The organism is Rheinheimera soli (assembly GCF_021290985.1).
GTDB lineage: Bacteria > Pseudomonadota > Gammaproteobacteria > Enterobacterales > Alteromonadaceae > Pararheinheimera > Pararheinheimera soli.
Genome location: NZ_JAJOYU010000008.1, coordinates 118,694 through 145,665 on the forward strand (window position 1 = coordinate 118,694; position 26,972 = coordinate 145,665).

Here is a 26,972-nt window from a genome sequence, read left to right on the forward strand (position 1 = left end):
CATTGGTCTCGCTGCAGAACACTTGCAGAGCAATTGATGCCAAAACTCGCTGAATTGCCGAAAAATTGTAGTTATGCCGATTTGCGAAAATGGCTAAAAACCACGGTGAATAAATCCACTATTGCCAATTCGAACAAATCGAAGGTGCGAAATTTTTTACGTCAACTCGCACTCAATACTGCAGAATTTAGTAAATTCAAACGAAATGAGAAATGGAAAAGCAGGCCGCAACGTCGACAAGAAGAATTTTTTATCCTGCAAAATAACCTGAGGCAATTCAGTGATGCATTGTTGAATTACCCTATTGAGCCGCAGACCACCGCCAGCGACTTTTTGCGGGTATTGCTGAGCTCGATTATTGTGCATAGTGGTCTGAATTCAATGCAGATGTTAGGTGCTGTTGTATCGCAATTACACGACAGCTCGGCACTGCATCTGGTTGAGAACATAGCATGGTTGCAGCTGGAATTTGAGCATCCTCAACGATTAATAAACTCTCCTACCGGCTACCAGCATCAACTATTTTTTCACCCATTCACTTTGTTGCTGTGGCGTTATTGGTTCCAGTCAAGACTATTTGAGCAGTGCGCTATACCGACAGCAGAATCGGCATTGAGTCTAGTGCATGATCTGGCAGAGCAACTGGGTATTACACTTCCTAAAAGAAAACAAAAAATTTTAGCTGCAGCTATTCACGCTGTTCCAGATTGTGCGGGTCTCACAGAGTTATTACGCAATACACTCAATGGAAGTTATCCGAATGCCTGCCTAAATCACCAGCAATTCAAACACCTATTCAACCCGTTAAGCACTCGGCAGGCGCAAAGCCTGCCTCCGCGAGGTCCAAGAACAGCAGAGCAGTTTTTCTATTCGCAGGATAACCATCATAGCTATAAACAGCTCTTAAATGCCCTCAAGCCTCCCGCTGGAGAGCTGAAATCCAGCATGTCATACTCGATCCGCGAACTGAAAAAACTGGCAGAAACAGCACCAGGCCTCCTTTTGCGCGACTTGGCCCTGTGGGGTGTGCAACAACTATCTGAAAAACATATAAAAATTAGTAGCCTATTGCGGTATTACAACGCATTCGCAAAATCGTTGTTGAACGCTCTGCATGGGATGGATTGGCAGGATTTTTCATCGGAATCCTGGACTGAAATTTACCAGCGCTTACTGGAGCAACCTGAAAAAATTCAGGCCGTGATTTACCGCAGAGATAGGCTGGTTTCATTCCATAATTTTTTAATCGCTACTCACTCTGTCACAACTGTTCAATGGCCTGATGCCAAATCGGCTCCTGTTGAGCGTGTCCGGACAGGTTTTATAGACGAGTCGCTGTTCATTCGACTGTGCAATTTAATCTGGCGCACCGAGCCCAATCCCGGCATGGCACAACAACTAATATTAGCGTGCATCATGGCATTCCGACTGGGCCTGCGGATCAGCGAGGTGTTAAAAATCCAGCTCAGAGATTGCAGTACCGCTGAGCAGCCAACAGTGCTCATTCATAGCAACCGATACGGAAACGACAAAAGCCCAAATAGCCGCAGGCTACTCCCGATGCAACTGTTGTTAGACCACGAACTGGATATGTTTTTATCCCAGCTCGCAAGGCGTCGGGCCACGGCCGCAGGCCATTCTGAATTTTTATTGTTCCATTATGATGGCTCGCCAACAGAGCAATTAGATGGCAATCAACTGGCGAGTTGGGTATCTGCAATGCTCCGGGAACTCTCTCCTGCCACTAAATGGACGTTTCACCATTTTCGCCATACGGCGATCAGCAGACTGATGCTAATCAGTCACAACCAACTGCTGGAGAAACTACCAGCAGCACTACGCTCCAAATTAGTGCCATACACCGCGAAAGTGACCGCTGAATTAGCAGAAATGTTGTCAAAAAACTCCTTTGAAAACCTGGTGACAATCGCAGGCCACGGTGACATAAAAATGACAGCTCGGTCATACGTCCATATCGCACCGCTACTGACTGGACTGGCGCTGCAAAATCATCAAACTGATGTTAATCCAATAACGCTGCAGACACTCACAAACGCTTCCGGGCGCCAAATATCGTCATTAAAACGCCAGTTTACCCTCTCAGCAATCCCAGAATTACTTAGTAAAAAGCTGGCGCGGGAACAGACCACAGTAGCAGTTTATCGGCCGGAAACTTGGTTGCCGACCACTACAGTCGAGGATATGGAAATTTGCCACCAAGCATTGCGAGCTCTCGAATCAGGCCACAACTCCCAAGATGTTGCAGAGTATTTTTTATTGCCAGAGAGCAAAATCAGCCAATGGCACCAACGAGCACAGGCGCTGGCTGAATTAAAAAGCCGTAATGGAAATTCCAGGATCATTCCGCTGCAACGCGCACCAGCATTTATGCCAGCCCCGCTGCGCGACAGGGCTGACCGGGCAATATTTGTGCAGCTCACTGAACGAATGCACCAGCACCAGCTCGGACAAAAATTAACACATGTTGCCAAACAGGTTTTGCTGAGCAGCAACGCTACACACAGCCGTGTCAGCCTGAAAACTACGACTGATCTAAACAAATTTTTGTTTGATTTTTCTAAAATGTTAGACCAGCGCCAACTCATCATCACCGATAAAACCGGAGCGTTATACAACCCTGATAATAAGAGATTTTCGTATGGGACTCCATTCCACGTATCGGCAAAATTCACACGGTACGGGGAACCCGACTCAGCTGTATGTACTAATCACGCACTGAAATTGTTTTGTTTTTTGGTGGTGGTTTACTACGGTGATTCGAGAGAATTGGTGTGAATAGTTGACTGAGGTTATGAAGAAAAATCCTGGGTTCAAAAAAACGAATGTCGACTTTGCCTTAATTGCGGACATTCGATTTTTCGAGAGCCCAGCAAATGTTCTCTAATCGCTTAGCTAAATTCAGTGTGCCACTACAAATCGAAGACAAGCTGCGTTAATTGGAGCAAATGTTTTCAATTCGATTATTGTGGTATCAGCTCTGGAGTACTAGAACATATAACTAATCGGGATGAACCACGTGTTAGTGCGACATAAAGATGTCGAGCGTCCATTGTTTCAGGGTTGGGTACTACCGCAACCTCTGCTTCAAGCCCCTTTAATAGCAAGGTACTACCTATAGCTCTACGATTAATTTGTCGACTCTCATGCCTATTGCGTTCACGTTCTCGCACGGTTGCTTCGGGAAAGGTGTAGTTGCCAGCAGATGCAATTTGCAACGCTCGCAAGCAACAATATAGTAATTCAGGTCTATAGACACGTGCATTATCTTGACGTGTCAGCGCTCTGAGCGCCTCTGCAGCCAAGAGAAATGTAGGAGTATTCGCGAATTCTACCATTGTAGCCTCGGCTGGTGTGGGCGGTGTTCGAGCAGTACCTCGCTGCAGGCTGTGAATTCTTGGCAACAACGTTGTAGCACCAACTTGCGTCATTGTTTCTGCTGCAAAGTTTACTAGTACTGCAACAGCATTTGGAGTTTGTAAATCGAATGTTCTGCCGAAACTTGTAAGGTCGGCCAGATCTGCAGGTTCGACAGTTGTAGCTCCAGGAGTCTGACTCGCCATTTGTCTACGACCTCGCGGATTACGGCTGTCACCGATCACGAGTACTTGTCCGTTTGGGGTAACTGGACGAGTCAATGCGGCAGCTAAACGTTGACGATCGGCAGTTTCATCTTGAATTGGGATCCAAATGACTTCTTCAGGTATCTGGCGCAGATCGACATTGCCACCAGCGTATAATCGTCGTCGACAATCAAGTAGCCACTGACCTAAATTGGGAGTGCCTGCATTAATCCAACGCCAGGGTTGGTTTAGCTCACCAATGGAAGGAAACTGTTGCAATACGTGCACGTTCCAGTCGACCAATTGGTTACCACCAAAACCGAAAATAGCTTGCATTGGGTCTCCGAGAACGCAGGTAGGTAATACCGATGAAATTGCGGTAACCAGAGCATGCTGTACTAGATTGCAATCCTGATATTCATCAACAATTAGGTGGGCGTAGGTTGATGCCAAAGCATCGCTCACATGTCCAGCTTGCACCAGGGTGAAGGCAGCCAGACGTATAGCAGGGTAGTCTGTGGCAGGAGTCCTCAGCTCAAGAGTTTCTGCCGAGATACCGCTGCGTTGAGGGAATGTGCTCACTAATCTCATAGCAAAGCCATCAAGGGTAGTAATTCGATATGCAGAAGCAGGTACATTCCCACGTTGCATACGCTGGCGCAACGCCGTAACCCCAGCGTTTGTATGGGTAAGGATGAGTACTGGTTTCGAGCCAACATGTCGGTTCAATGTATCAGCAATAATTTGCGTCTTTCCACAACCAGCTGGTGCCGTTATAGAACCAAGGCGAAAAGCAAATAGGTCATACTCAGGAGGCATGCGCCCACCTAAATAATTCATTTACTAGCGCAATAAAACCAGGCTCTGCTGTTTGCATATTTGGCCCAACAACACTTTTTGCGAGCACCTCAAATTTTGACAGTGATTTAAACCAGCCATTCTTTCTATGTCTAGAGACCAAGCCAAGTAGTTGCCTCATTTCAAGAGTATAACTTTGCTGAAGTTGGCGCTGGTGATAAATGTCATCCAGAGTTATTCTACCTTGAGATTGTGAGCTGATTTGAGCGGCGATTAGTTCTCTATCTACAAACTCCAACGCTAGTTGAAGCATTGAATCTACTCCGGTATCTGAGAGACTGAGAAATAATTCATCCTCCAAAGCGCGCGTTGGTCGCCATGTAATTAACTGTCCGCCAGCAGCTGTATAAGAGTTAACCACTGCTTGAGTGGGGGGCTTATCTGCATCGACCAGAACCAAAACGCGGTATCCTAGCCGGAGCATTGCAAGGCCACGTATAAAGCAACGATCTGGTTCTCCGCCTCCAACATTGACATATGCGGTACCTGCAGCCAAGAGTGAGCGATAATTCTGATCTACCCAATATTGATCCAGACCACGAATGAGACCAACTTCACTGGCCCCCTCGCAAACGATAACACTTCGTGCCAGGAAGGCTTCAGGGTCTAATCTGATGGTACTTTGTATGTCGTCTTCAACCCCAACCATATGTATATGATGTGAACCATCCTGCTGCTTTCGAACAACGAAAATCTGATCGCCTCGAAGTTCTCTTACTGCAACTGGAGAGTGGGTCGTCAAAAATACTTGCAGTGGTGGTGGATTCTCTTTAGCTCCGAGTGAATCAAGCAGTCGAATAAGCCGATGAGGCTCTAAGCCATATTCCACTTCATCTACCAGTGCAATTGACGCTTTCTGCGCCGCAACACGTTGAAGTCCTGCTACCAGCAATCGCGATGAACCGGTACCTAATGACCGCAGAGGTATGCCACTTTCATTATGAAGAGAGATCGCACCTTCGCTGATCGATACCGCATGGATGTCCAATAAAGCTTGGGCTTGAGCGCCTACAGGAACGCCTAAACTGGTAGCTTGTTGAGTTACGATTTGCAGTGTTTCAGTCAATTGCGCGCTAGCTTGGTTTCCAAACGCAGTGCGAGCTTCGCGGGCCGAGCTTGCTAGTTCTGCACCTAGGTTAGGACGTTCTTCACAAAGACGGTTGAGAATAGAGCCTCTTGTCCAAGATAGGTTGGAATTAGCATATGTGCCTAATCGGGCTGGAGCGACCAGCAAACGGTCTTTCCATGCAATGTTTCGTTCGTGTCCTAATGCTTGAGCGCGTTGAGAAACAAGTGACCAATTAGGCTCCAAGTCACTACCCACCATGAGACGTAAACAAAGGACTGTATCAAAGCCTTGCGCAGGTTCATCTTGGAGCACTCCAGTATTTAGATCAAATGCCTGCAGATAAATCCCGTAATTATCTAGGTCTTTAAGTGAATCGGGTAACTGACCCAGAATTAGCGTAATTTGGATAGACTGATTGACATCAAGATTAAAAAAATCCGTGTCACTGAAGGCTGTAGTCCGACGAGCTCCCAAGCACAGATCTATTGCATCCAATATTGTTGTTTTGGCGCTATCACCAGGTCCGACCAAACAATTCAGTCCTGATGATGGTCGCCAGATTAATGATCGTATAGAACGAAAATTTAAGATTTCAACTTTACGAATTCGTACCACGGCAATCTCCCTATAGCCTTATATTGCAGCAAAATAAATATTCTATTTGTCATTACCTGTTTATGACTTTGCAAGCTCAGTGAACGACACGCAACTTTCTCTGACAATAAAATTAGTTTCGACGGCTTCCGATGGCAGCATAAAAAGAAGGTCAAGTGGCAATTCACTTCCTGCTAATTTAAGCTCTTGTTTCAATCGTGATAGAGGCTCTCCCGATGGGCCGACGATAAGGATATCGAAGTCCGTCCCAACTCGATTTAAGGAGGAACCAAACATATAAGACTCAAATTCATTTAGTGTTTTACATGATTCAAGAAGGTACCTAGCCACATCTCTGCCATTCATATCCCATTCCTAAGCACTTCTCTCAACTCGTCCCATTTCATAACTGCACATCCCAACGATTGTCCAGCCTCTATGGCCTCAGCAGTAGGATTACTATTGGGATTAATGTTCCAAGCAACATCAATATGTCCAAATCTGTCATAGAAACTTCGAATAACATCAGCAGTAGGTTCGTATTCCAGAATCATACCTACCCTAAGGGCGCGTCCATTTTTGAGTGTAACTGTAAAGACTCGGTCAAATTCCCTCACGAGATTAGTATAGACCCTCAATTGCTTTACTAGTCTGTATGAGAAAGAGAACTGTTTATGAGATAGCCCATTGGCTGAACCCTTGTGAACGGCATCAAGAAGTGTTCCTGCATTTCCCCACCCTATAGAATGAGCCTCTACGTAATCGATCGCCTGACCTTCCCAAACACACTCTTTCCGATATCCACAAAGAAAATCCATATTAGGAAATGCCGAATGGTACTTAACTACTAAATCAGCAGTTATTGTTACTGCATCAGAGATAACGGCGACGATGTCAGCATTCTCACGTATTGAAATTTTGAGAGCTTCATCACCAACAGGTACAACTTTTTCAACTTTTGAAATTTCTGAAATATTCTTCCACGCGAACTTTATTTGCCACTTCATAAAAAAATATCATCCATCTGTGCGGGGTAACGGATTGCTCGGCCAGAGATACCGCAAACATGTCTTTCTGATAAACCGCGGACATGCTCTCGATATAAAGCGAATACATGCTGCTCAGCGTCAGTCAAAAGATGATGATTGGTATTAATAATGCCTTGAATTCGATACAGATTAGGAATAATTACCCCGCGGATCCGTTGCGACCATGTTTTGGCGACTTCAGACTCAGGGTCATATACAAAGCTTGCACCATCCTCTGGGGCATACTCTTTCCAAATCGCTTTGTTCTCAGCCATAGCAGCTGCAAGTACCCTTCGTACCTCAGCACGGCTATCATATGCTCGAATGCCTTGGCTCTGGGTTAACGTGATCAGATGATTACTTTTCCAACCGAGTAAAGTCTCGCGATTAAATCCCTCAGGACTCTTATCGATCATGGTATGACATGTAGGACACAGCAAAATAAGGTTATCAAACGTATCCGGCTCAAAATCAGCTGATGGCCGATCCTCATGCCTTGGTCCGGTCTCGCCATGGGGAATGACATGCGCCATTTCAGCAATATGCTTATCTCCGCCCATTTCTTCAGGGAAAAGTGGCCGCAAGCATTCAGGTCTTTGACAATACCCAGCGGCCTCCGAAAACAGCCTTAATTTTGTTTCTTTTGATAGAGCTTTACGAGCTGTCATAGCAGTACAATCCGAACAATATGCAATTTCACTAAAACCCAGCCCCTCTCCCAGCCACCAACAAATCAAACACCACCTTCGCAAACAACGCAGACTTCTTCGGATCCCCCAACAGCTGCATCATCTGATTCTGCTGCGCCTCGTTACTGTCCAGAATTGCGTCGTCAATGGCTTTTGAGAAATCACCAAGCATGGCTTGTTCTGGTGAGTTGTTGGCGATTTGGGTCATCACTAATTCGTTTTCGCCAACTTTGTCACGGATGGTGTAGGCGTAGTTGACCATATCGGCATCGGTTAGTTGATCGGTGATAAATAGCTCATTGAGTCGACTGATAATTTGCGATAGAAACTCTTCTTTCTTGTCGCGTGGTCTGGCTGTGCCCAGGGCTTCGTTTGGCTCTAGGTTGTAGTCGCCTTTGTTTTCTTGCAGCTGCAAATTCTGTTGGCGTATTTTCGATACGCGATAGTGGCTGAGCATCACGTTGTTAAGGTCGATGTCGTCCTCTTCAAGAATCGCCTCACGCAGCATCGGGCGCAGGTTGCGTGCGTAAAGGCAGAGCTTTTCTAAGTTGGTGTCATCGTAGTCGACAATTTGCGACATAAACTCGTAAAAACGCACAAAGGTCCCTAAGTCTTTTTTGAAGATCTCCAGCGCATCTTTTTCTTTTTGGCAGTCTTTTAAGCTGTTTTCTGCGTTGGCAATTAACACGGCATCGCCAGTTTTCTTGGTGCGTTCAAACATCTCTTTGGCTTGCTTAAATGCATCCACAGCCGATTTGTAACGCTTCTGCCAGCGCTCTACCGCCGGTTTGCAAATGTTGGCAATCGCAGCATTGGATTTATTGCTTTCATAGAAATAGGTGCAGAACTGCTCTACTTCATGCCAGGTGAAAATGCTTTCAGCGCGTAACTTGTCGTAAAGCTGGAAAATCAGATTTGGATCAGACACATCCGCCAATTCTGCGGTTTGATAATAAGGCTGGAACGCTGCAAGAATTTCTTCCGGTTCATTAAAGAAATCCAGTACATATGTGCCGGTCACTTCTTTACTCGGATAGGTGCGGTTTAAACGCGACAAAGTTTGCACACATTCCACGCCGCCGAGCTTCTTATCAACATACATCGCGCACAGTTTTGGCTGGTCAAAACCGGTTTGAAACTTATTGGCAACGATCATCACTTGGTAGTCATCGCTATCAAAGGCTTTGCGCATATCGCGGCCTTTGAGATGGGCATTCATATTGGTTTCAGTGAATTTCTCGCCAATCAGCGCGGCTGAATTCGGATCTTTCTCGCTAAATTCCACCTCACCCGAGAACGCCACCATGGCTCGAATACTTTGATAACCCTTTTCTGTGATGTATTTATCAAAGCCCAGTTTGTAGCGTACTGCTTCTTTACGTGAGCTGGTCACTACCATGGCTTTGGCTTGGCCGCCTAATAACCCCATCACGTTGTCTTTAAAGTGCTCGACAATCACCATCACCTTTTGGGCGATATTGTGGTCATGCAGGCGAACCCATTGGTTTAATTTTACTTTGGCTTTTTTGCTATCAACTTCCTGATCGGTACCGTTAATTTTCTGGGCGAGGTTATATGCCACTTTGTAGTTGGTGTAGTTTTTCAGCACATCCAAAATAAAGCCTTCTTCAATGGCCTGGCGCATGCTGTACACATGAAATGCCGCTGGCTTATTGGTTTTCGAGGCTGCTTCATCGGGCTTGGGTAAGCGGCCAAATAGTTCCAGCGTTTTTGCTTTGGGCGTGGCGGTAAAAGCGAAGTAACTTAAATTGTTCGATACACGGCGCGAGGCCACAGCGGCGGCGATAATGTCATCGGCACTTAAGTCTTCATCCTCATCTTTTGTTTCCACCATTAGCACTTCTTTTAACTTGCGCGCGGTAGAGCCGGTTTGGGATGAGTGCGCTTCATCGGCAATAATTGCGTAGCAACGCTCTTTCAGCGATGCGCTTTTTTCGATGGCCTGCAGCACAAAGGGAAAGGTCTGAATGGTAACGATAATAATCGGTTGCGAGCTTTGCAGTGCGCTGGCCAACTTCTCCGATTTTGAGCCGTCGCCTTCCTCGCGGTTAATGCGCCCGACCACGCCATCGGTATGTTCAAACTGATAGATGGTGTCTTGTAACTGCGCATCCAGCACTGTTCTGTCGGTGACGACAATTACCGAATGAAACTGCTTGTTGCCCTTTTGGTCGTATAACGATGAAAGCTGGTGAGCAGCCCAGGCAATAGAGTTGGATTTACCAGAACCGGCACTGTGCTGGATCAGATATTTTTGGCCAGCGCCCTCAGTTTTTGCTGCATGCAATAGCTTTTTCACTACATCCCACTGGTGATAACGCGGGAAAATCATGCTTTCTTTTTTGTACTTACGGCCTTCCCAGTCTTCTTTTTCTTCAATATGCAAGTGCACGAATCTGGCAAGAATATTTAAAATATTGTCCGGCAACAGCACTTCATTCCATAGGTAATCGGTAGCGTAGCGCGAAATATCCGCAGGGATATCATTACCGGCTGCGCCTTCGCTGGTGCCTTTGTTAAAGGGTAAAAAATACGTGTTAGCACCGGCCAGTTGCGTGGCCATATACACCTGATATTGGCTGACGGCAAAATGGACAATAGCGCCACGTTTAAAAGTCAGTAAGGGTTCTGGCTTTTTGGTGGTTGGGCAAATCGGCAAGCGCGTGGTTTTGTATTGCTTAACTGCATTATCCACCGCTTGTTTAAACTCGGACTTTAGCTCCAAGGTCGCAATCGGAATGCCGTTAACAAACAACACCAAATCAATTCGCCACGCTTTGGCTTTGCTACCGGTCTCAAGCAGCTCAGCGTCAGTGGCCCAAGGGCTGTAGACCAATTCCGGCACCAGTCGCAGACGGTTTTGCTGATAGCGCGCCAGTGTATCTGGGTTTAAGTCATGCTCTGGTTTAAATTGGCACAGCGTTAAACGCACATTGCGGTCGCGCAGCTCATGGCGAAGTACACCCAGCGTACCATAGGTGCGAGAGTCTTTATGGGTGGCATTTGGGTCGGCTTTATTGAGCTGCGCTGCCACTAGCTCCAGCAGCTTTTGCTCGGCGCTGTGTGGATACAGCGTTTTAAACTTTTGCCACTGTGCATCTTGAGTGTCTTGCACAAAACCAATTAAATCTTCAGGGTATAAAGCCAGCTCACGATTGTAGTTTTCCGGCTGCCCCAGCTGCCAGCCACTGGCTAGCATTTGCTGGATAATGTCATTTTGAAATACACGTTCAGTTGACTGATCAGACATCATAAATCCCTTTATTCATCGTTATTATTGTTGGGGGGCTTGCCAGTTACGCACATCGATTTTGCCGGTGACGGCGGCGGAGATTAGCGCGGTGCGGCGCTCTTGTAAGAGCCTTACCTGAACATTCACTTTTTCCAATAGAACATCAAATTTATCCTGATTTAGCTGGATAAACTTTTCTATTTCAACTTGTTCTTGAATTGGCGGTACAAGAAACAGGAGATTATTTAATTCGCCTAAAGATAAGGCTGGCTGTGCAGAACCGTTAACGCCATCATCCATTGCTCCCATTTCTTTCAGTACTGTTAAAAGTTTATGAGCATACATTCGGCTGACAACATTAGCATTTACAGTTAATTTTAAGGAGTTTCCAGATACAACGCTCTTTTTATCTAGTGAAGGCAAAATAGATGACATACCAAACCTTGCACCAATCTTTGCGATAATAATGTCACCAGCAGTTGCCTCACTTCTTTTTATTGTTTCGAAGTGTGCGTTTGAGATTGTTTTTAAACTAGATGTATCAATCTCACCAGTAGTCGCAAAATTACTTTCAATGACATAGACGTCACCATTATCTATAAAATGTTCAGATTTTAAGTTGCTACCAAAAGGCCCATCTACAAAAGCATTTTGTGACAGCGACTTTATGTGTTTTAAGCGGCATATTACCCAATGCTCAGGCACTTCGCCCAACCATTCCACACCAGAATCTTTCATCGGGGCATCGAGGTTTAGGCCTTTTGTCACCGCATGGCTGATCACGGCCTGCCGTTTCTCTTTGAGCAGTTGAATCAGTTGTTGTTGCTGTTCAATCAAGGTGTCGATTTTTGCGGTTTCGTGGTCGAGGAAGTTGGCGATTTTTTGTTGTAAGGCATAGTCAGGAGCGCTCACTTTCAACGAAGCAATTTTTTCCTGATTAACATTTGGCTGACCGCCGCCGGAGGATAAATTAATAATCTCTTGGCGAGTTGCGAACAACCAGTAAAATAAAAATTTGTTGAATAGAATTTTAGATGGAGGCATAACACAACAAGCTTGATTTGTTGTTGCTTCTTTTCCAAATATCCCTAGTCGACCTATTGTTGCACCATACATGGCAATAGAAACAGATCCTTCAGGATGGACCCTTAGTGTTGGCATATCCAACAATGCTCTTTCAGTAACCTTTTTATGCGTATCTAAAACTACATTCTCTCGAAGCTCACCAGTAGTTACCCAGAGAGTTTCGCCGCCGTAATATTTGCTCTCGTCATCTGATTTTGGAGTTGTCCCACTTGCAATGTAGTCACACGCATGGAAAATTTTCCACATATCCCAATCAGTTGGAATTCGGCCAATCCAATCAACACCAGAATCTTTGTATTCCGGATATGCCTGATATCTACCCATTACGAATGCACCTCTTGCAACAGCTCAAGAATGTTCTTCGTTACCGCATCTAAATCTGCATCGATATCTTCTAACTTGCGTGGCGGTTGGTACACATAGAAATGGCGGTTAAATGGGATTTCGTAGCCGACGATGCCAATTTCTTTGTCATTGTCGTCGCGCTTGTCTGGGTTAATCCAGGCATCCGGTACATGCGGCTGCACTTCCTTTTGGAAGTAAGCTTCGTTAATGTCGTTGACCGGAAGGCTTGGGTTTAGCGGCACGTTCTCGTTATCGCGCAGGTCGCCGTCGGTTTCAAACTCGACTACTTTGCCCTTGTAGCTGAACTTGCCATAGATCGGACTTTCTTTGTCCTTCAGCACTTTTTTCACAATAGGTTCGGCGTCTGGGTTTTTCCAGGTAATGGCATCGAGCAGTTGTTTTTGCTCTTTGGCATCGAGTTTCAGGTCCGCAGTTTTTTGTGCTTGCGCGAGTGTTTTCTCAAACTCGTTAAAATCATCATGCTGCGCATCGCCAATAATAGAACGGAGCTTTTGCGCTTTTTCCAGCAGGGCTTTTTGGCTTAGCCAGATGCCTGCATCCAGTACATCTTTAATCAGCTTCTCTTTGACATCGGCAAAGTCTTTTTTGATTTTGCTGCGAATGGCCTCTTCGTGGCTTGCTAGTTGGCCATAGCTGCTTTCGGTCCATTCATCGCCGACATGCTGATAAATCCACTCCATCACCGGTTTAAGTGCACCGGTAGCAAAACGCAGCGAGGCAATGGCCTCATCGGTAAACTGGGCCGATAAACGCAATGGCCGCTCGATGGTAATACGGCGATAACCAAATTCATGGGTGGCGAATATTTTGCTGGCAAAGGTCTTCGGCACTTCAGCTTTAGGTGAGGCAGACTGACGACCACGGTTGCTTTTTACATCAGCGGCTTTATCCAGGCTGTAGGCATCAACCGCTGCAAACTCGCCAAAGCAACGCGTAATAGTGGCGATATCGCTGTCATCCATCACATTGCGTTTAGAGCCCAAAGATTTACGCATTTTACTGCAGAGATCTGTGCCACTAATCAGTTGCACCTTGCCTTTGCGCTCGCGGGATTTTTTGTTAGAAAGAACCCAGACATAAGTGGCAATGCCGGTGTTGTAGAACATGTCGGTTGGCAGCGCGACAATGGCTTCTAATAAATCGGCTTCTAAGATATAACGGCGAATTTCACTTTCGCCGCTACCCGCGCCACCGGTAAAGAGTGGCGAGCCGTTCAGGATAATGCCAATACGGCCACCGTTTTCATCGGCACCGCGCAGCTTGCTAATCAGGTGCATTAAGAACAATAAGGAACCGTCGGATACACGTGGCAAACCAGCGCCAAAGCGGCCATCAAAGCCTTTTTCGTTGTGCTCTTTCAGGATATCGGTTTCGATTTTTTTCCAGTCCACACCAAATGGCGGATTGGACAGCATGTAATCAAATTTATCGGCGTACAGGTGGTCGTTAGACAGCGTGTTACCAAGCTTAATGTTGCCAACTTCTTGGCCTTTGATCAGCATATCGGCTTTACAGATAGCGTAACTTTCAGGGTTTAGCTCTTGGCCATAAGCACGCATCACCGCTTGCGGATTCAGCTCATGCACGTATTCCATCCCTGCCGATAAAAATCCGCCGGTGCCCGCGGTTGGGTCATAAATGGTGCGAATGATGCCTGGTTTGGTCAGCGCTTCATCGTCTTCCATAAAGACCAGTGAGGTGGTCAGGCGCACGATATCGCGTGGGGTGAAGTGCTCACCGGCGGTTTCATTTGAACCTTCGGCAAAACGACGGATCAGCTCTTCAAACACCAAGCCCATATCGTGGTTGGAGATGGCTTTCGGACTTAAATCAATGGTGCGGATTTTTTGCACCACTTTGTACAGCAGGTTGGCGTCGTTCAGCAGGCCAACAAATTCCATAAATTTAAAGTGCTCGAAAATCTCACGGGCATCTTTGGAAAAGCCATGGATATAGTTTTCGATGTTGGCCTTGATGCCGGTTTCACCAAGCTTGGAGAGGTCCATTTTCGAGGTATTAAAAAATGACAGCCCGTTAGTGGCGCGCAGCAACATTTTCTCATGCGCTTCTTCCGGCAGGTTCATCGGCTGGATTTGTTCAAATTTGGCCAGAACCGCTTCTTTGGTTGGCTCCAGTACACACTCTAAGCGACGTAACAAACAAAACGGCAGGATAATACGGCCATACTGGCTCTGCTTAAAATCACCACGAAGTAAGTCGGCAATAGCCCAGGATTCAGCGGCTAGGTTGTTTGAAGATTGAGACATAAGAAAAATTTTCCACCAAAGTTGGTTCGCAAACCTTGGCAGCCCTGAAAACTTGATGCGCTGCCATGCGTTTTTAGACGTTTCTGGAATAGTACCTGAAGATTAGGCGGTGTTGCTATGGGAATGAAATATTTTGGGGCTTGATGTGTATTTAAAGCGTTCACTACCATGGATTATATGACTAAAGCGTTTCGATTTTAGGTTATAAGATAATCGAAAATTATCTACGTTTGCCGTTGCCAAAAGCGCCACCACTGACCGTTAAACCCCTATCAAATACATCTGTTGGGCGGCTTTTCTTTTTGGCTTTTTTTGTTTTCTCAAGAGACTCGAGAACTTCACTGAATGACGGGCCATCACCCATTTTCAACATCTGGCCAGGGATTTGATTGTGGATCTTTTGCAGGTGGGATGCCAAATTCCGTCGTTTGATCGATTGCTTACACACTTGGCAGGTAACAATTTGATTTGCTTCTTCTCTTTTTCTAGTTTCAAACTGCTCTAGTGCTGCCCGTTTCTTTTCAGCCTCTGCACTATGTACTTTCTCAAGATGCTTTTGAAGGCGATTTCGCGAAACACTATCCCCACAAACTGGACAATTAACTAACTCATTAAGGTTTTGTGAGCGGTCTTCCATGATCACTTCTTTGCTTCAAAATAAAAATACCTTATCTCGTTCTCTTTATGCTTGTCCACTTTGAATCAATAGTGATGCTCGTCTCACTTTTGGTCACAGCGGCACAAATTAAACGCTGAGATTTCTTGAATCGGAGAATGAGTGATGGAGGCTTTTCCAAAATTTTAGCATCGAGCTGAAGTCTCGAAATTTTCGAGAGCCCCCAAATCAGTGTTGTCGTCAAATGTCTGCTTTCAGTGAAAAGCAACGATTCAGCAATAAGTTAATCAGCTCTTTACTCAACTCATATCCGCTAAGTGGCTTACCTTACTCAACCACAAACCACCTGCCCAATAACGAACACGTCAAAATCCGCGATTTGGCATTCATTTAGACTCAGTTCCTTAAGCGTTACCTGTTTCAAATATGCAGCAAACTCAGAGGCTAGCGCTGCGTGCTCCTGTTGAATTGCATCCAGCGATGCCATCAACTGTTCTGTGTTTTTTGCTGCGGTTTTTACAGAGCGAATTAGATGTTGGCGTTTGAGTTCTAGCCGTTTTAACGCTTTCTTATAGGCAGTTTTGCAGTGGTGCTGAATGACTTCATTACGCTTCTGGTCATATGTGGCCAATATACTGAGCTCACTGAGCCATTGTGATACATGATCAGCGCGAACTAACTCTGCCCGTAACTCATCACTAATCCCAGAGCACGCTGCGGTTTTCTTATCAGAAGGATCAGACTCTTGCAGTAGCTCTGTTGCCAGAAACAATTGTTCGGCAATCTCGTGAGGTAAAATCCGGCCATCGCCACAATAACCTAACACAGCAGAAATACTACCGGAAGGTTCCCCCCTGGACCTCAATTGATAAACCTCCAGTGTGAAACCGGAATTTAATGAGGCTTGCCATGACTCTGGAACCAGAGATAACACCTGCGAGTCGACCCTACCCTGCCCGTAAAAAGGCACAAAGCTTCTGGACGATCCTTGAACCAGCTCATTAATCTGATGAGACATTAGCAACGAGTTTTTGTCCTTCTGAACATCAGCAATGTTATCAGCTCTCAACAGATGTGTTGTTGCCGGATGAATACCGTATACCTGCTCGTGCTGAGTGGCAAACTGCTGCTGGTATTTACGGTAACCAAGTTGTCCAGAATATAATAGCTCCGCATTGCTAACATCCGGCCACAGATCTGGCGCGCGATGAACGTCCAGCACCATAGCTGCAATACTCTGAGATTTTTTACTCCAATCTACAGACGTCGTGCCCATACACAAATCTGCTACTGACATACTCAAAATTTCGTGCTGCAACAGCTGCTGCTCTGGCTCTAGAGAGGCATCCAGCGCCGGAATTTGAAACTCTGTGTGGCTGAGAATTTCATCTGAGGATTGAAAAAAGCGTTTAAACACACTGATTTTTTCTGCCAACCGTTTTGCTATATGGGCGTCTGCACCATATTGCAGGTTAAATAAATGATAGATATATACTTCGTGTTTTTGGCCAATACGGTGTATCCGGCCAATACGCTGCTCTACAACCTGAGGGTTCCAGGGCAAATCGTAATTGATCAGGACGTTACAAAACTGCAGGTTCAACCCTTCGTTAGCGGCATCTGTAGCGATCAAGATTTTGCCATGCTCGCGAAAATACCATAAAAGGGCTTTTCTCTTGTTCTGATCATGAAGCGGTAACGTATCTAAACCCAATGATTGCCGGTACAGCTCAACAATTTCAGCCACTCGCTCTGAAGTGTTATCGCCACTAATCAGTACGAGTTCGTCCACGGAAAAACCTGCAAGGAGTAGCTGCTGATAAACCTCCTGTTGTGTTTGTTTAAACGAAACAAAGACAATTGCTTTTTCTGGCATTTGTCTTTGTTGAAGGTCCTGCAGCAGCTTTGGTAATGCGTTTACAAGCTGTTCTATTTTGGGATTAACATCAAACAAGCTTAACTTGTGAATTAACTGATCTAAACAGGCTTTCAGGCGTTGTAATGAGCTCACTGAGCGCAAATACAGAGGCTTACTCTTATCGGGTTCCACCTCAAAGCTTGACATACAGGCAGCCAATGCATCGTCGTCCAACGTTTCATTTGGCTCATAGGTTCTACTCGCATCCGCAGATTGCCTGACACGAGCAGAATTTGCGGTATCAAGTGCAGCAATGATCTCCAGCCTCAGTTTATTGAATACAGACAAAAGCGCTTGATTTGAAGATCCCCAAATCCGTGAGAAAGCGAGCTCAAGCAAGTTGAGTAACGGCATAAAAACACCATTAAGGCTAAGCCCTCGGCCTTCACACTCATAGAAGTCGTAAATAAATTCGAAAAGTCGTTCCTGAAACTCATCATGCTGAGCAGTAGCACTTTGGTTAAAAAATATAGGTAGCAAGCGACGCTGCGTAATGTCCAATTGCCCCCGCGCCTGTAAATCAGATCTGAGATTACGAACAACCAAATACTCGGTCAGGCCAGCAAGATCTTTATCTGAATCGATGGTTTTGAAATGAGGCTGAATAAACTGCAGTAAATTCCGATAATCCTGCCACCTGTTTTGCAACGGTGTAGCGGTTAGCAATAATTTAGGCACGCCATAAGTAGCCTGCAACAACCTTGCGGCTCTGGAGGTTTTAATGCCCTCGTCCTCTTCAGACGGTTTTGTTGGTGGAACTTCCAGATTTCTGACTACATGAGCCTCGTCCAGTACCACTAAATCGTAATGACTAAAATCCAGTTGCAGGCCCTTTTGATCCAAGCAATGGTAATTCGTCACTACAACAGCTGGGGTTTTCGGGAAAAATAATTCGACTAACTGTTCAGGTTGCTGCCTGAATTGACTGCACAAGCCACTGGTAACGACACGAACAGGCAAACCGAAATGTTCGCTCAATTCATCAAACCACTGCCCTACAAGCATGACCGGAGCAACAACCAGAATACGCCGCCGCCCTTCAAACCAGAGCTGGCTAATAACCAAGGCGGCTTCAATGGTTTTACCAAGCCCTACCTCATCAGCCAATACACAGCCACCACATCGCAATGAGTTAAGGGCAAACAAGGCTGAAGAAATTTGATGAGCGGTGGGTGTTCTGGAAGATGTTGTGAACAGCCGGGAAACAGTAGTGGTAGATGTCTGAGATTCGGATAATCGCAGAGCTAAATAATTCAGTTTGAAAACATTGTGCATAATTGAACCAGGGTATTTTCCGTGGATTATGCACAGTCAAAAACAAATGTAAACAAATAAATTAACATTAACTCAAAAATATAACATTCAATAGAACCTAGGCTTGTTCGACTCAGCAGCTCCCAGCCATTTTTTCTCAAACTGTTGAAATGACAGTCTGAATTTTCAGACCGTCGACTGGCCAACGCTATTAATTGAGCGGTTTGCGCTAATGTCTAAGCTCAGTTATACCAAATGAATTGAATGGCAAATCGAGCCTAATTCAATTTATTACACAGAGCTTTCTCAACGCTACACAACAATACCAGGGATGTCCTGCGCCTGTGCCGCCAAGTATATTGTGCGATCTTTTTATATGCTGTCTGATTAACTGCCAAGAATTTCGTTCCAGCACAGTCCATGAGCTACGCCCCAGCCATCGCCAAGGTTACGCTCATATTTGTAGTAGCGAGGCAAATCCAGCGCCTGGCAACCATCAATCACGTGCTGACGCAGTAACCGGCCCGCCCTAGGGTCATATTTACGAGCGAAACGTTTTACTAATAACGTGAGTGATGGCCAAACCGCATGAACAGCACTGACGCAACAGCCAAACCGACCCAATAAATAGCAACAATAACCACCGATACTGGTTAATATTTATAGGTCTTGCTTTAAATACAATAAATTCACCGCTATAGGTGAATATACTGATAGTTCAACACGGTAGCCCTGCCTTTTTAGTTTCCATCCCAGCACAAGCAATGTAAATTAAGCGCCGTTTACGAAGAACCACCTTGTGTATTCAACATTATTGCCAGCGACCTACCTGGCTAAAAGGATTTCCAAACATGAATAAATCTGAACTGATTGAAAAAATTGCCCACAAAGCCGATATCAAAAAACCAGCAGCTCAAGCCGCATTAGATGCCATTGTTGACTCGATTACAGCGGCATTAAAAGAAGGCGACAATGTCAGCCTGGTGGGCTTTGGTACATTTGAAAGCAGAACTCGTGCTGCTCGCTCAGGCCGTAACCCTCAAACAGGTGAGACTATCCAAATTGCGGCAGCAAACATTCCAGCGTTCAAAGCAGGCAAAGGCCTCAAGGATGCTCTGAACTAAGCTTACAAAAGCAGTTTCCACACATTAACCAGTCAACCAAACTAGCGAAAAGCTGCATACGAGGAATCCCGTTGTTAGCATCGCGAAAGAAGTAGTTTGTACTGCTGAAGCATTGGCTCTGGCTGGTTTCAAAGCAACAGATTAAATCCTGTTGTCATGGGGATGCACTGAGCAGTAGTGCCATACAATCCTCGGGATCTCAGGACTCTCCTACCACAAGTTTAAGTCGGCCCCAGACACAACTCAGTTGAATCCAGAACAATTTGAACGCGTGAGCCACCTTCTGAATATTCACCAAACACTGAGAACGACGTTCAGCACCCCTGCTAATCTTAGCGGGTTTATGGGTATGACAAACGACAATGCTCCTTTTGATGGCCGCACACCACTAGCCATGATTGCGTCTGGTGAGCTTGCCGATCTGCGGGAAGTTGCCCAGCATATCGATACATTCAAAAGTGGATTGCCCCGGCTGACTGCTCAGAGCGCACAATCCATATTGATCTCACAGACAAAAGAGCAACCAATTGAAACTGTGATTTAAGTTGTCTTCTTCAATTTCCAGAACTTACTTGCACCAGTTGCATTTTCAGCATCTCCAGCGCATTTCGCTTGTTCGCATATTGCGTTGTCTCAGATGAACTATCTGCTGTTAGCCCCGATACTTTATGCTGGATTCTGACGCCCACGTGAGCACCTACAACAGGATCGTGCAAAGACGGAATCACCTCAATTTCTAACTCATTAGAGTCCATGTGCTAACTCGCTATGCCCCAAAATCTTATTTCTGAATGTATACGCGTAACTCGTATTTTGCTACCAGCTCGCAGTGCTTAACACTTCTCAGCAGTCCGCTGCTAAAGCTCAGATACTACTCAAGGTCACAATCAGGGGAGCCCCATTCCAGTCCAACAGGGCCACCCAGCCTGCCTTGCAACTTTCGGCTTTTACACCACGCAATTGCGATTTCATCAAAGCGTTCCGCAGGAATTTCCACTACAAGCTGGGAGTACGGCTCAGCACCAGCCAGATCCTCTTGGGTGATTGAAAAGCTTCTTGGGTTTTCAATTTGAATGACCGCGGGGTTAGGATTTACTGCATGCTTTTCAAAATCGTAAAAACATTCTTGGTAAAGGCTGGCACCACTTGGATGACTTGATACCCACTCTTTTGTACTCATAAAATTTCCTCTGTACGTTATCTGATCGGCAAATATTTTAAGTTTCGTAATAGTAGGCATCTATCGTTGATTAGCGCCTACTGATGATAAATGCTCAAACACCGCTCCCTCTGTCTGCACTCAAAACAGAAAAGGAAATAAGCCTAAAAAGCCTATTTCCGTTTCTATCTTTCAAAAACTGGTCAGTAGCTAGTCAAATTTCTCCATATGCTGAAACTGCGTTGCGCGGCGGTAGTAAAGGTCGGTGCAGCCTTTTTTAGTTACCACTAAATCGTAGTAGTCCGCCGTATCAGCAAAAGCTTTATCGAACTGATGTTTAGTGCGCGAAAGCTTATCTGCGGCTTTAACTATCGTATCCGCCATATAAATAATCTGTGGTTGCTCAATGCAGTTTAAGCAAGACATCAAGGCCTCATAAAGCGCTGGGTCACGTTCAAGCACTTGAATTAAGTAAGGGCCTACTACTGCTGTGACCGCGACTTTTTCGCTCACTAAAATGCCAGACTGGCTATTGTAGTGCAGGCGAATTTTGCCAATTTCGTGCAACAGCGCGGTCACCAGAGCTAAACTCAGCTCAACATCGGATAGCTGGTAGTAATTAGCCAAAGATAAGCTGACACAAGCAATGTCAACACTATGCCGGGCCAAATCACCTGCCTGACTAAAATCCCCATCTTCCGAGCCTTTCGCTTTATAGAACAGCGAAATAACCAGCGGGTCGCACAAAACTTCCTCCAGAAAATGCCTCAAATCAGGGTAAGTAATACAGCTCACTAAAGTCCAAACGCCTGACAAAACCTCAAACATCGGAATTGGGCACAGCATATATTGGTTTTGTAGCCTAACCTTGCTTAAACCAACCAGCTTAAGTTTACGCACCGAAGTGGGCGCTAACAAATCGTCTGTCTGCAGTAAAACCGACGCCTCTTGTCCATTCAATAATGCGCTGTGCGTTTCACCCACAGGCAAGGTGATACTGAAATGTAGTGCGCTGAACTGGTAATACTCTCCGACAATGCCAGTTGCGACAATAGGGCTGGCCCAACATAACACTGGCGGATTTTGGTCTTTAAACATTCTCATAGTCTAACTCCTGCAGGGCCTCGCCCATGGTTTCAAATGGTAATTTGTGTTCTGACAATAAACGCTCTAACGCTGTACCATCGCGGCGCACCAAGTTGGGCACATAACGCGAATACACTTTAAACAGCATGGTGGTATTGGCATGCCCTAACTGTTTTGCGATCCACTCAGGGCTCTCACCCGATGCCAACCAAATAGTGGCTGCGGTATGCCGGGTCTGATAAGGTGTGCGTCGTTTGAGTTTCAACGTCTCCAAAAGCGGGTACCACACCCGGCGTGTTACGTTTTTGTGCGCCAAAGGCCCGCCCTTACTGTTACAAAACACATACTCACTGCGATGCCGGGTCAGTTTTTCCTGAGCAGCCAGGGCCTGATACACCGCCGTTGTCATTTGGATCGCCCGGCGAGACGACTGAGTTTTTACTTTTTCCACCCGTTGCCGCACCAAGGCCTGCTCCACATGGATAGTTCGGTTGTTGAAATCGATATCCTTCCAGCGCAAGCCATCGATTTCACCGGTACGCAATCCGGTAAAAAAGCGCAGAGTGAAATAAGGTTTAAAATCCTCAGGCGCCGCAGTGATAATTCGATACACCTCATCTAAGTTAAAGGGCTCGATTTCCGGACGCTCCAACGGCAGCGGCTTAATGTTCCGAAACGGCGACTCAAACCTGAACTGATCAGCAGCATCATTTAAGATCATCCGCACACAGTTCATGATGTGATTAATACGAGACGCCGAAAGCCCTGTTCCATCCTGCTTTTTATGCTGCGACAACTTTAACCGAAACTCCAAAATCTGCTTTTTGGTGATCTGGCTAAGCTGCTCGTCCTCAAAGGCTGGCAGAATATGGGTATCCAGCATGCCGTTGACGGTTTCAATCTGGCTGTGCCGCCACTCCAGCTTTTTCAGCGTCAGCCAGCTCTCGGTAAACACAGCAAAAGCCGTATCCCCGCCACTGGCATTGCGTTTTTCCATCTGATGAATAGTGCGAAAATATTCAGCATGCGGGCTATTCGGAAAATGGTAGGCAAAATCAAAAGTACCGGCTTTGATCTGCAGCTCCATCTGCGCCATAGTGGCAGCCAAGCGTTTCTTGTTGGCTGGTGTATCACTCAGGTTTGAGCTCTCACGCAGCCTTTTTCCCTTAAAACGAAAGTCGAGATACAACTTACCGTAGCGTTCAACGATACTTCCCATACGCGCCTCCGATTAATCTCGTAAAGAAGAAATAGAAGTGCCTTTCAGCAAGGCCTGCTCTACCCGCTCCCAAATAAACAACAACTTCCTGCCGCCGAAAGGTCGGATATAGTGCACGCCCTCAAAGAAAACGCGATCTTTGAGCGAATCCCGGATGGTACGAATGTCATATTTGATTTTTGTAGATAGTTCTTCAGTTGTTAGATAAGTTTGTGCCATACTTCACCTCAGTAGATAACCAGACATTACAGAAGAAACAAATTACCTTCAGCAGATAATTTTTATCTTCTAAAGCAAATATAAGACACTTATTTGCTCTTGTCACGTCATTTTTTATCTTTTAGTGAAAATAATTACCTCCTAAAGATAATTTATACCTAGAGAAGACTATGATTAAGTGCAATTTATCCAGAATAATGGGCGAGCGAAGATTAAAAGTGGCTGATGTTGTCAAAGACACAGGCATAAACCGCGGCACCTTGGACAGGATTTACAACGAAAGTGCTAGTCGTGTAGAGCTGGAGGTTATTGAACAGCTGTGCCGCTATTTAAATGTGACCGTTGGTGAGTTGTATGAGGTTAAGGACGAGTAGTGGTTTATACACTGGAGTAAGGTGGCTTAGGGCAAATATCAAGCACCTTGTTTTCAGAAAACGGATTTGATCGATTGCGAATCCAGTACTTGGAGTTTAGAAGCAAGAAGTACATATGGACGCGGTAGCGTCGTAAAGTTAATTTTTTCCCATTGGTTGTATACTGCTCTTGGGGTAGCTGGCTCTCCTAGTTTTCCGCAGTGCTCAGAGTTATATAAATTTATCAACAATTGGAGTAAATAATTGGGCCAGTTAGATGTAATGCAATACGGATATTTGGGGTTGGTAGCATTAGCCTTACTGGTTGTAGGTCATACTGTAGTGACTTACATAAAGACACCTAACCCTGCAAAATATAGCATTTTTTTAATTTCAGCATTCTTGCTGCTTTCATGTGGTCTAATTTTTGTTGGTTACATATGGGCTGAAAAAGAGCTACAGAGCTCAGAAGCTAAAAAATCTACAGTGACTATTATTCAATCAGAAATTGCTAATGCGAGAGATCGCCTGCAAAGGACAATTGAGCCACTCATTAAAGCCAGGGATAAAGCCCTAGAACAGAGTGTTTACAGTGGTAATATAGAATCAACGCAGGAGCGGAACAGAGTCAGAGCTAAAGAAATTACGGAAATGATTGAGTTACAAGAAAAGCGATTTGATGAAGAGTTAAAAAATATTAGCGTATCTTTTTCTTCGGCTAAAATTAGCCAGTAAACATTTGTGTAACAACGCTCGCAGCGCACACTATGTGCGCCCGACCTCGTTTCAATCGGGCAACTATTGGCCGTTAACATCCGGTGCTTGCTTATAGATGTTACTAGGAGCGTGCACAATGCAGGTATGTGACGATGATTTTTTGTTGAATTCTAGAACTGATGCAAAAAGTTTGAACCGTCTACCAGCTTCTTTTAAGATTCACTTTAATTTCACTGAATAAACTATTGTCACTCCATGACGAAATAATGTTTCTCGACTCAAGCCACCTGACTAAATTTAAATTCTCCGGACTTTTTTTCAATTTAGGCACATGACGGCCAGTTGTTATTGTGGAATATGGCAACGGCAACTTGGTCAAGACCTGACTCACTTCGCCATTAGTCATCACTGGTTGATATCTGTTGAGGAGAGTTATTTGTGTCAGTATGGGCGAGGAGTGCCTTATAAGAGATTGCGCAATCCCCCCATTAATACCAGATATATTGGCGTTGCTATTGTAAACAATCGCACCAACGAGCGCCGCTCGTTTGGGAAAGTCATCGAGAGCTTCTAAATCTATCAATTTGACTATCTCGATCTTGGCAGCATTATCAATTCCAGATCGAAGAAGTTCCTCTAGGAAGTCATCGTCTAATTCAAATTTGTCCGGAGCGCTTAGATAGAGTTGAATATTGGCCGCAACGAATTGTATCTGCAAATCCAAGTGCTCAGAGAGGTCATCAAAAGACTGCCTAGCGAAAGCAATTTTTCTTTCAGAGATCAAAATTCGAATCTTAGTTGGTTCGATTCCTTTTGGTGGATTATTGAACTGCTTAGGTAGTGCACAAACATATTCTCTGTAGGCAGGGTCTGTCAGCGAACCCGCATTTAAAATGAACTCACGCAACTTCAGTGAGTCTGCATCACTAGGTATAGGGTGTTTCAGGATAGTGGTCCGAGTATTCTGTCGCTCCAAATATTCAATTAAGATCTCTTTCTCGAACCCTTCACTCTCCATAAAAACGAGGCAGTTCGACCAGCTTGGCTCAATCATATTTAACTTGAAAAGCATCGCATATAATTTCTCAGGTACATTGTCTAGAACTGGTAGCTGATTTGTCTGGCGTTCAAGAAACATCTCAATATCTTCTTGAGCAAGGTCTTCATGGCAAACTACTGCTAGTATAGCGGCAGTATCTTCCTTGGAATTTCCTTGAAGCTCTAACAAAACATTACGCAAGTAGAGGTAGAAATCACGCTCAACTCGCTTAATCAATGTATCGTTATTCGCCAAACGGATGGCAGTGAAATTCATTTCGCGCATAGGTTCGAGATCTTTTATTCCCAAAATCGTTTGGTAGATGTATTCCAAGTTTTGTACTGTGAGTTCGAAAAGCCCCTTATCAAACATGAAGCGTACAATTTCTGAGTGATCTTTGATTGCTGCTAGGTTTCTAACCTCAAAGTTGAGTAGAGCAAGGCGTTGCGGGGCAATTTCTGGGACATTCTCTAGAATGTCTGGAAGGTTTTCCGAAACAAAATCTGGAAATTCATCGAAAGTCCTCGCAAGCTTTTTTAACTCATTTTCGGGTAGTCGGGAGATCATCTGGCTGATATGGGAAATGTTGTTGCTGCTTGAAATAGCCTTTGGAACAAAACCTTTCCATTTGTTGCTCAATCCCAAAAGTAACGAAGCGACATCACGACCACTGGTATAAAACGCATCGAAAAAAGCTTCACAATTATCAAATTCGGATGAAACAAACACGAAAAAATTCCGTGTTTGGTCGCTATAAACTTGCGGTTCATTTAGCAGGCAATCGACGAGATTGACGTTTAATACATAGCTTTGAGCGAAGTCTTCCTCTCGCATCGCTGCGATGACCTCTTTCGGATTGTCGATTGGAAAACTCGGCTCAGGTATAACGAATGCTCGAATCTGGATCAGAAACTTGTTGTCATTGGGTGACAAACGGCCTGAGTGAAAGAGCGATGTGTATTGGTAATAGGTATCGTCGATATGGCCTTCAAGAATCAGAAAACGAGCAAGTTCAACATTGCCTCCGAGGGTCTTGAGAATAGATTTCACAGGGTCAGCATTCAATCGCAACATTTCATTGAGCTTAACTGTGCGAAGCGTTGCTATCTTTGATCTAAGACTATGTATTTGGCGCAAGATATTGTTCTTATTATCTGCTGCCTTACGTTCAATTTCTTCCTTACGTTGTTGGTACGATTTCAGAGTGTCTACTTCACTTTGCAAATTGGAAATATCAATAGATTGTTGGTTATAGTAGTTGTTGGTTTGACAGTGAATACGCGAAGCTTTTATAAATTGTTCGAATGCTTCGTGGTTGCTAAGTTGCTGAAGCCCAATCCAAACTTGCTGATTAAGACTAATGCTTGAAACATTCGGTGGGAGCTTCTCTATTAAAGTCATAGCATAGATCTGCCGCAGCTCTCTGATATTTGAAGGAGTTTGTTTTTCGGCTACTTCTAGCCGCATTTCCATTTCG

19 protein-coding genes and 1 pseudogene are annotated in these 26,972 nt (G+C 45.1%); 5 read left to right on the forward strand and 15 right to left on the reverse strand.

What is annotated here, in order from left to right; translation table 11 throughout:
• The first annotated feature begins 36 nt into the window (after positions 1 to 36).
• Positions 37 to 2,796 carry a tyrosine-type recombinase/integrase gene (locus LSG37_RS07880; protein WP_233079369.1) on the forward strand — a complete coding sequence of 920 codons (2,760 nt, stop codon included), beginning with the start codon at positions 37 to 39 and terminating at the stop codon, positions 2,794 to 2,796.
• 185 nt (positions 2,797 to 2,981) lie between these two features.
• Here the strand turns inward: LSG37_RS07880 and LSG37_RS07885 are convergent, their stop codons facing one another.
• From LSG37_RS07885 to LSG37_RS07925, 9 genes are all read right to left on the reverse strand, one after another.
• A complete protein-coding gene (locus tag LSG37_RS07885; RefSeq protein WP_233079370.1) occupies positions 2,982 to 4,421 on the reverse strand; it encodes a UvrD-helicase domain-containing protein in 1,440 nt (479 codons plus the stop codon).
• Complete coding sequence (locus tag LSG37_RS07890) at positions 4,390 to 6,123, reverse strand: ATP-dependent nuclease (RefSeq protein WP_233079371.1); 1,734 nt, start codon at positions 6,121 to 6,123, stop codon at positions 4,390 to 4,392. The genes LSG37_RS07885 and LSG37_RS07890 overlap by 32 nt, the downstream gene beginning before the upstream one ends.
• 341 nt (positions 6,124 to 6,464) lie before the next feature.
• Positions 6,465 to 7,109: a hypothetical protein gene (locus LSG37_RS07895; RefSeq protein WP_233079372.1), complete on the reverse strand. Its 645-nt coding sequence runs from the start codon at positions 7,107 to 7,109 to the stop codon at positions 6,465 to 6,467.
• A complete protein-coding gene (locus LSG37_RS07900) occupies positions 7,106 to 7,798 on the reverse strand; it encodes an HNH endonuclease (protein ID WP_233079373.1) in 693 nt (230 codons plus the stop codon). The genes LSG37_RS07895 and LSG37_RS07900 overlap by 4 nt, the downstream gene beginning before the upstream one ends.
• A 31-nt stretch (positions 7,799 to 7,829) precedes the next feature.
• Positions 7,830 to 11,090 carry a type I restriction endonuclease subunit R gene (locus tag LSG37_RS07905; RefSeq protein ID WP_233079374.1) on the reverse strand — a complete coding sequence of 1,087 codons (3,261 nt, stop codon included), beginning with the start codon at positions 11,088 to 11,090 and terminating at the stop codon, positions 7,830 to 7,832.
• A gap of 24 nt (positions 11,091 to 11,114) precedes the next feature.
• Positions 11,115 to 12,482, reverse strand: a complete 1,368-nt coding sequence (locus LSG37_RS07910; RefSeq protein WP_233079375.1) for a restriction endonuclease subunit S — start codon at positions 12,480 to 12,482, stop codon at positions 11,115 to 11,117.
• Complete coding sequence (locus tag LSG37_RS07915) at positions 12,482 to 14,791, reverse strand: type I restriction-modification system subunit M (RefSeq protein WP_233079376.1); 2,310 nt, start codon at positions 14,789 to 14,791, stop codon at positions 12,482 to 12,484. The genes LSG37_RS07910 and LSG37_RS07915 overlap by 1 nt, the downstream gene beginning before the upstream one ends.
• Before the next feature lie 220 nt (positions 14,792 to 15,011).
• Positions 15,012 to 15,428, reverse strand: coding sequence for a hypothetical protein (locus LSG37_RS07920; RefSeq protein WP_233079377.1), 417 nt, complete (start codon positions 15,426 to 15,428; stop codon positions 15,012 to 15,014).
• Positions 15,429 to 15,738: 310 nt separating this feature from the next.
• On the reverse strand, positions 15,739 to 18,600 hold the full coding sequence (locus LSG37_RS07925; RefSeq protein ID WP_233079378.1) for an SNF2-related protein: 2,862 nt from the start codon (positions 18,598 to 18,600) through the stop codon (positions 15,739 to 15,741).
• 830 nt (positions 18,601 to 19,430) lie between these two features.
• Between LSG37_RS07925 and LSG37_RS07930 the strand changes: the two genes are divergently transcribed.
• Positions 19,431 to 19,703, forward strand: a complete 273-nt coding sequence (locus LSG37_RS07930) for an HU family DNA-binding protein (protein WP_233079379.1) — start codon at positions 19,431 to 19,433, stop codon at positions 19,701 to 19,703.
• Positions 19,704 to 19,950: 247 nt separating this feature from the next.
• Positions 19,951 to 20,247, forward strand: coding sequence for a hypothetical protein (locus tag LSG37_RS07935; protein ID WP_233079380.1), 297 nt, complete (start codon positions 19,951 to 19,953; stop codon positions 20,245 to 20,247).
• A gap of 10 nt (positions 20,248 to 20,257) precedes the next feature.
• On the opposite strand, the gene LSG37_RS07940 is transcribed toward LSG37_RS07935, so the two are convergent.
• The 5 genes from LSG37_RS07940 to LSG37_RS07960 form a co-directional block, all read right to left on the reverse strand.
• Positions 20,258 to 20,458, reverse strand: a complete 201-nt coding sequence (locus LSG37_RS07940) for a peptide chain release factor family protein (protein WP_233079381.1) — start codon at positions 20,456 to 20,458, stop codon at positions 20,258 to 20,260.
• A gap of 116 nt (positions 20,459 to 20,574) precedes the next feature.
• Positions 20,575 to 20,883, reverse strand: a complete 309-nt coding sequence (locus tag LSG37_RS07945) for a hypothetical protein (protein ID WP_233079382.1) — start codon at positions 20,881 to 20,883, stop codon at positions 20,575 to 20,577.
• Positions 20,884 to 21,072: 189 nt separating this feature from the next.
• Positions 21,073 to 21,966, reverse strand: coding sequence for an HD domain-containing protein (locus LSG37_RS07950; RefSeq protein WP_233079383.1), 894 nt, complete (start codon positions 21,964 to 21,966; stop codon positions 21,073 to 21,075).
• Positions 21,953 to 23,167 (reverse strand): tyrosine-type recombinase/integrase, encoded by a 1,215-nt coding sequence (locus LSG37_RS07955; protein ID WP_233079384.1) that lies wholly within the window; start codon positions 23,165 to 23,167, stop codon positions 21,953 to 21,955. The genes LSG37_RS07950 and LSG37_RS07955 overlap by 14 nt, the downstream gene beginning before the upstream one ends.
• Before the next feature lie 12 nt (positions 23,168 to 23,179).
• On the reverse strand, positions 23,180 to 23,386 hold the full coding sequence (locus tag LSG37_RS07960; RefSeq protein WP_082335862.1) for a hypothetical protein: 207 nt from the start codon (positions 23,384 to 23,386) through the stop codon (positions 23,180 to 23,182).
• A gap of 170 nt (positions 23,387 to 23,556) precedes the next feature.
• Between LSG37_RS07960 and LSG37_RS07965 the strand changes: the two genes are divergently transcribed.
• Positions 23,557 to 23,760, forward strand: a complete 204-nt coding sequence (locus LSG37_RS07965; RefSeq protein ID WP_233079385.1) for a helix-turn-helix domain-containing protein — start codon at positions 23,557 to 23,559, stop codon at positions 23,758 to 23,760.
• A 243-nt stretch (positions 23,761 to 24,003) separates the two neighbouring features.
• Complete coding sequence (locus LSG37_RS07970) at positions 24,004 to 24,474, forward strand: hypothetical protein (protein WP_233079386.1); 471 nt, start codon at positions 24,004 to 24,006, stop codon at positions 24,472 to 24,474.
• Between the two features lie 181 nt (positions 24,475 to 24,655).
• Here the strand turns inward: LSG37_RS07970 and LSG37_RS07975 are convergent.
• A pseudogene (locus tag LSG37_RS07975) lies at positions 24,656 to 26,972 on the reverse strand (P-loop NTPase fold protein); the annotation flags it as partial.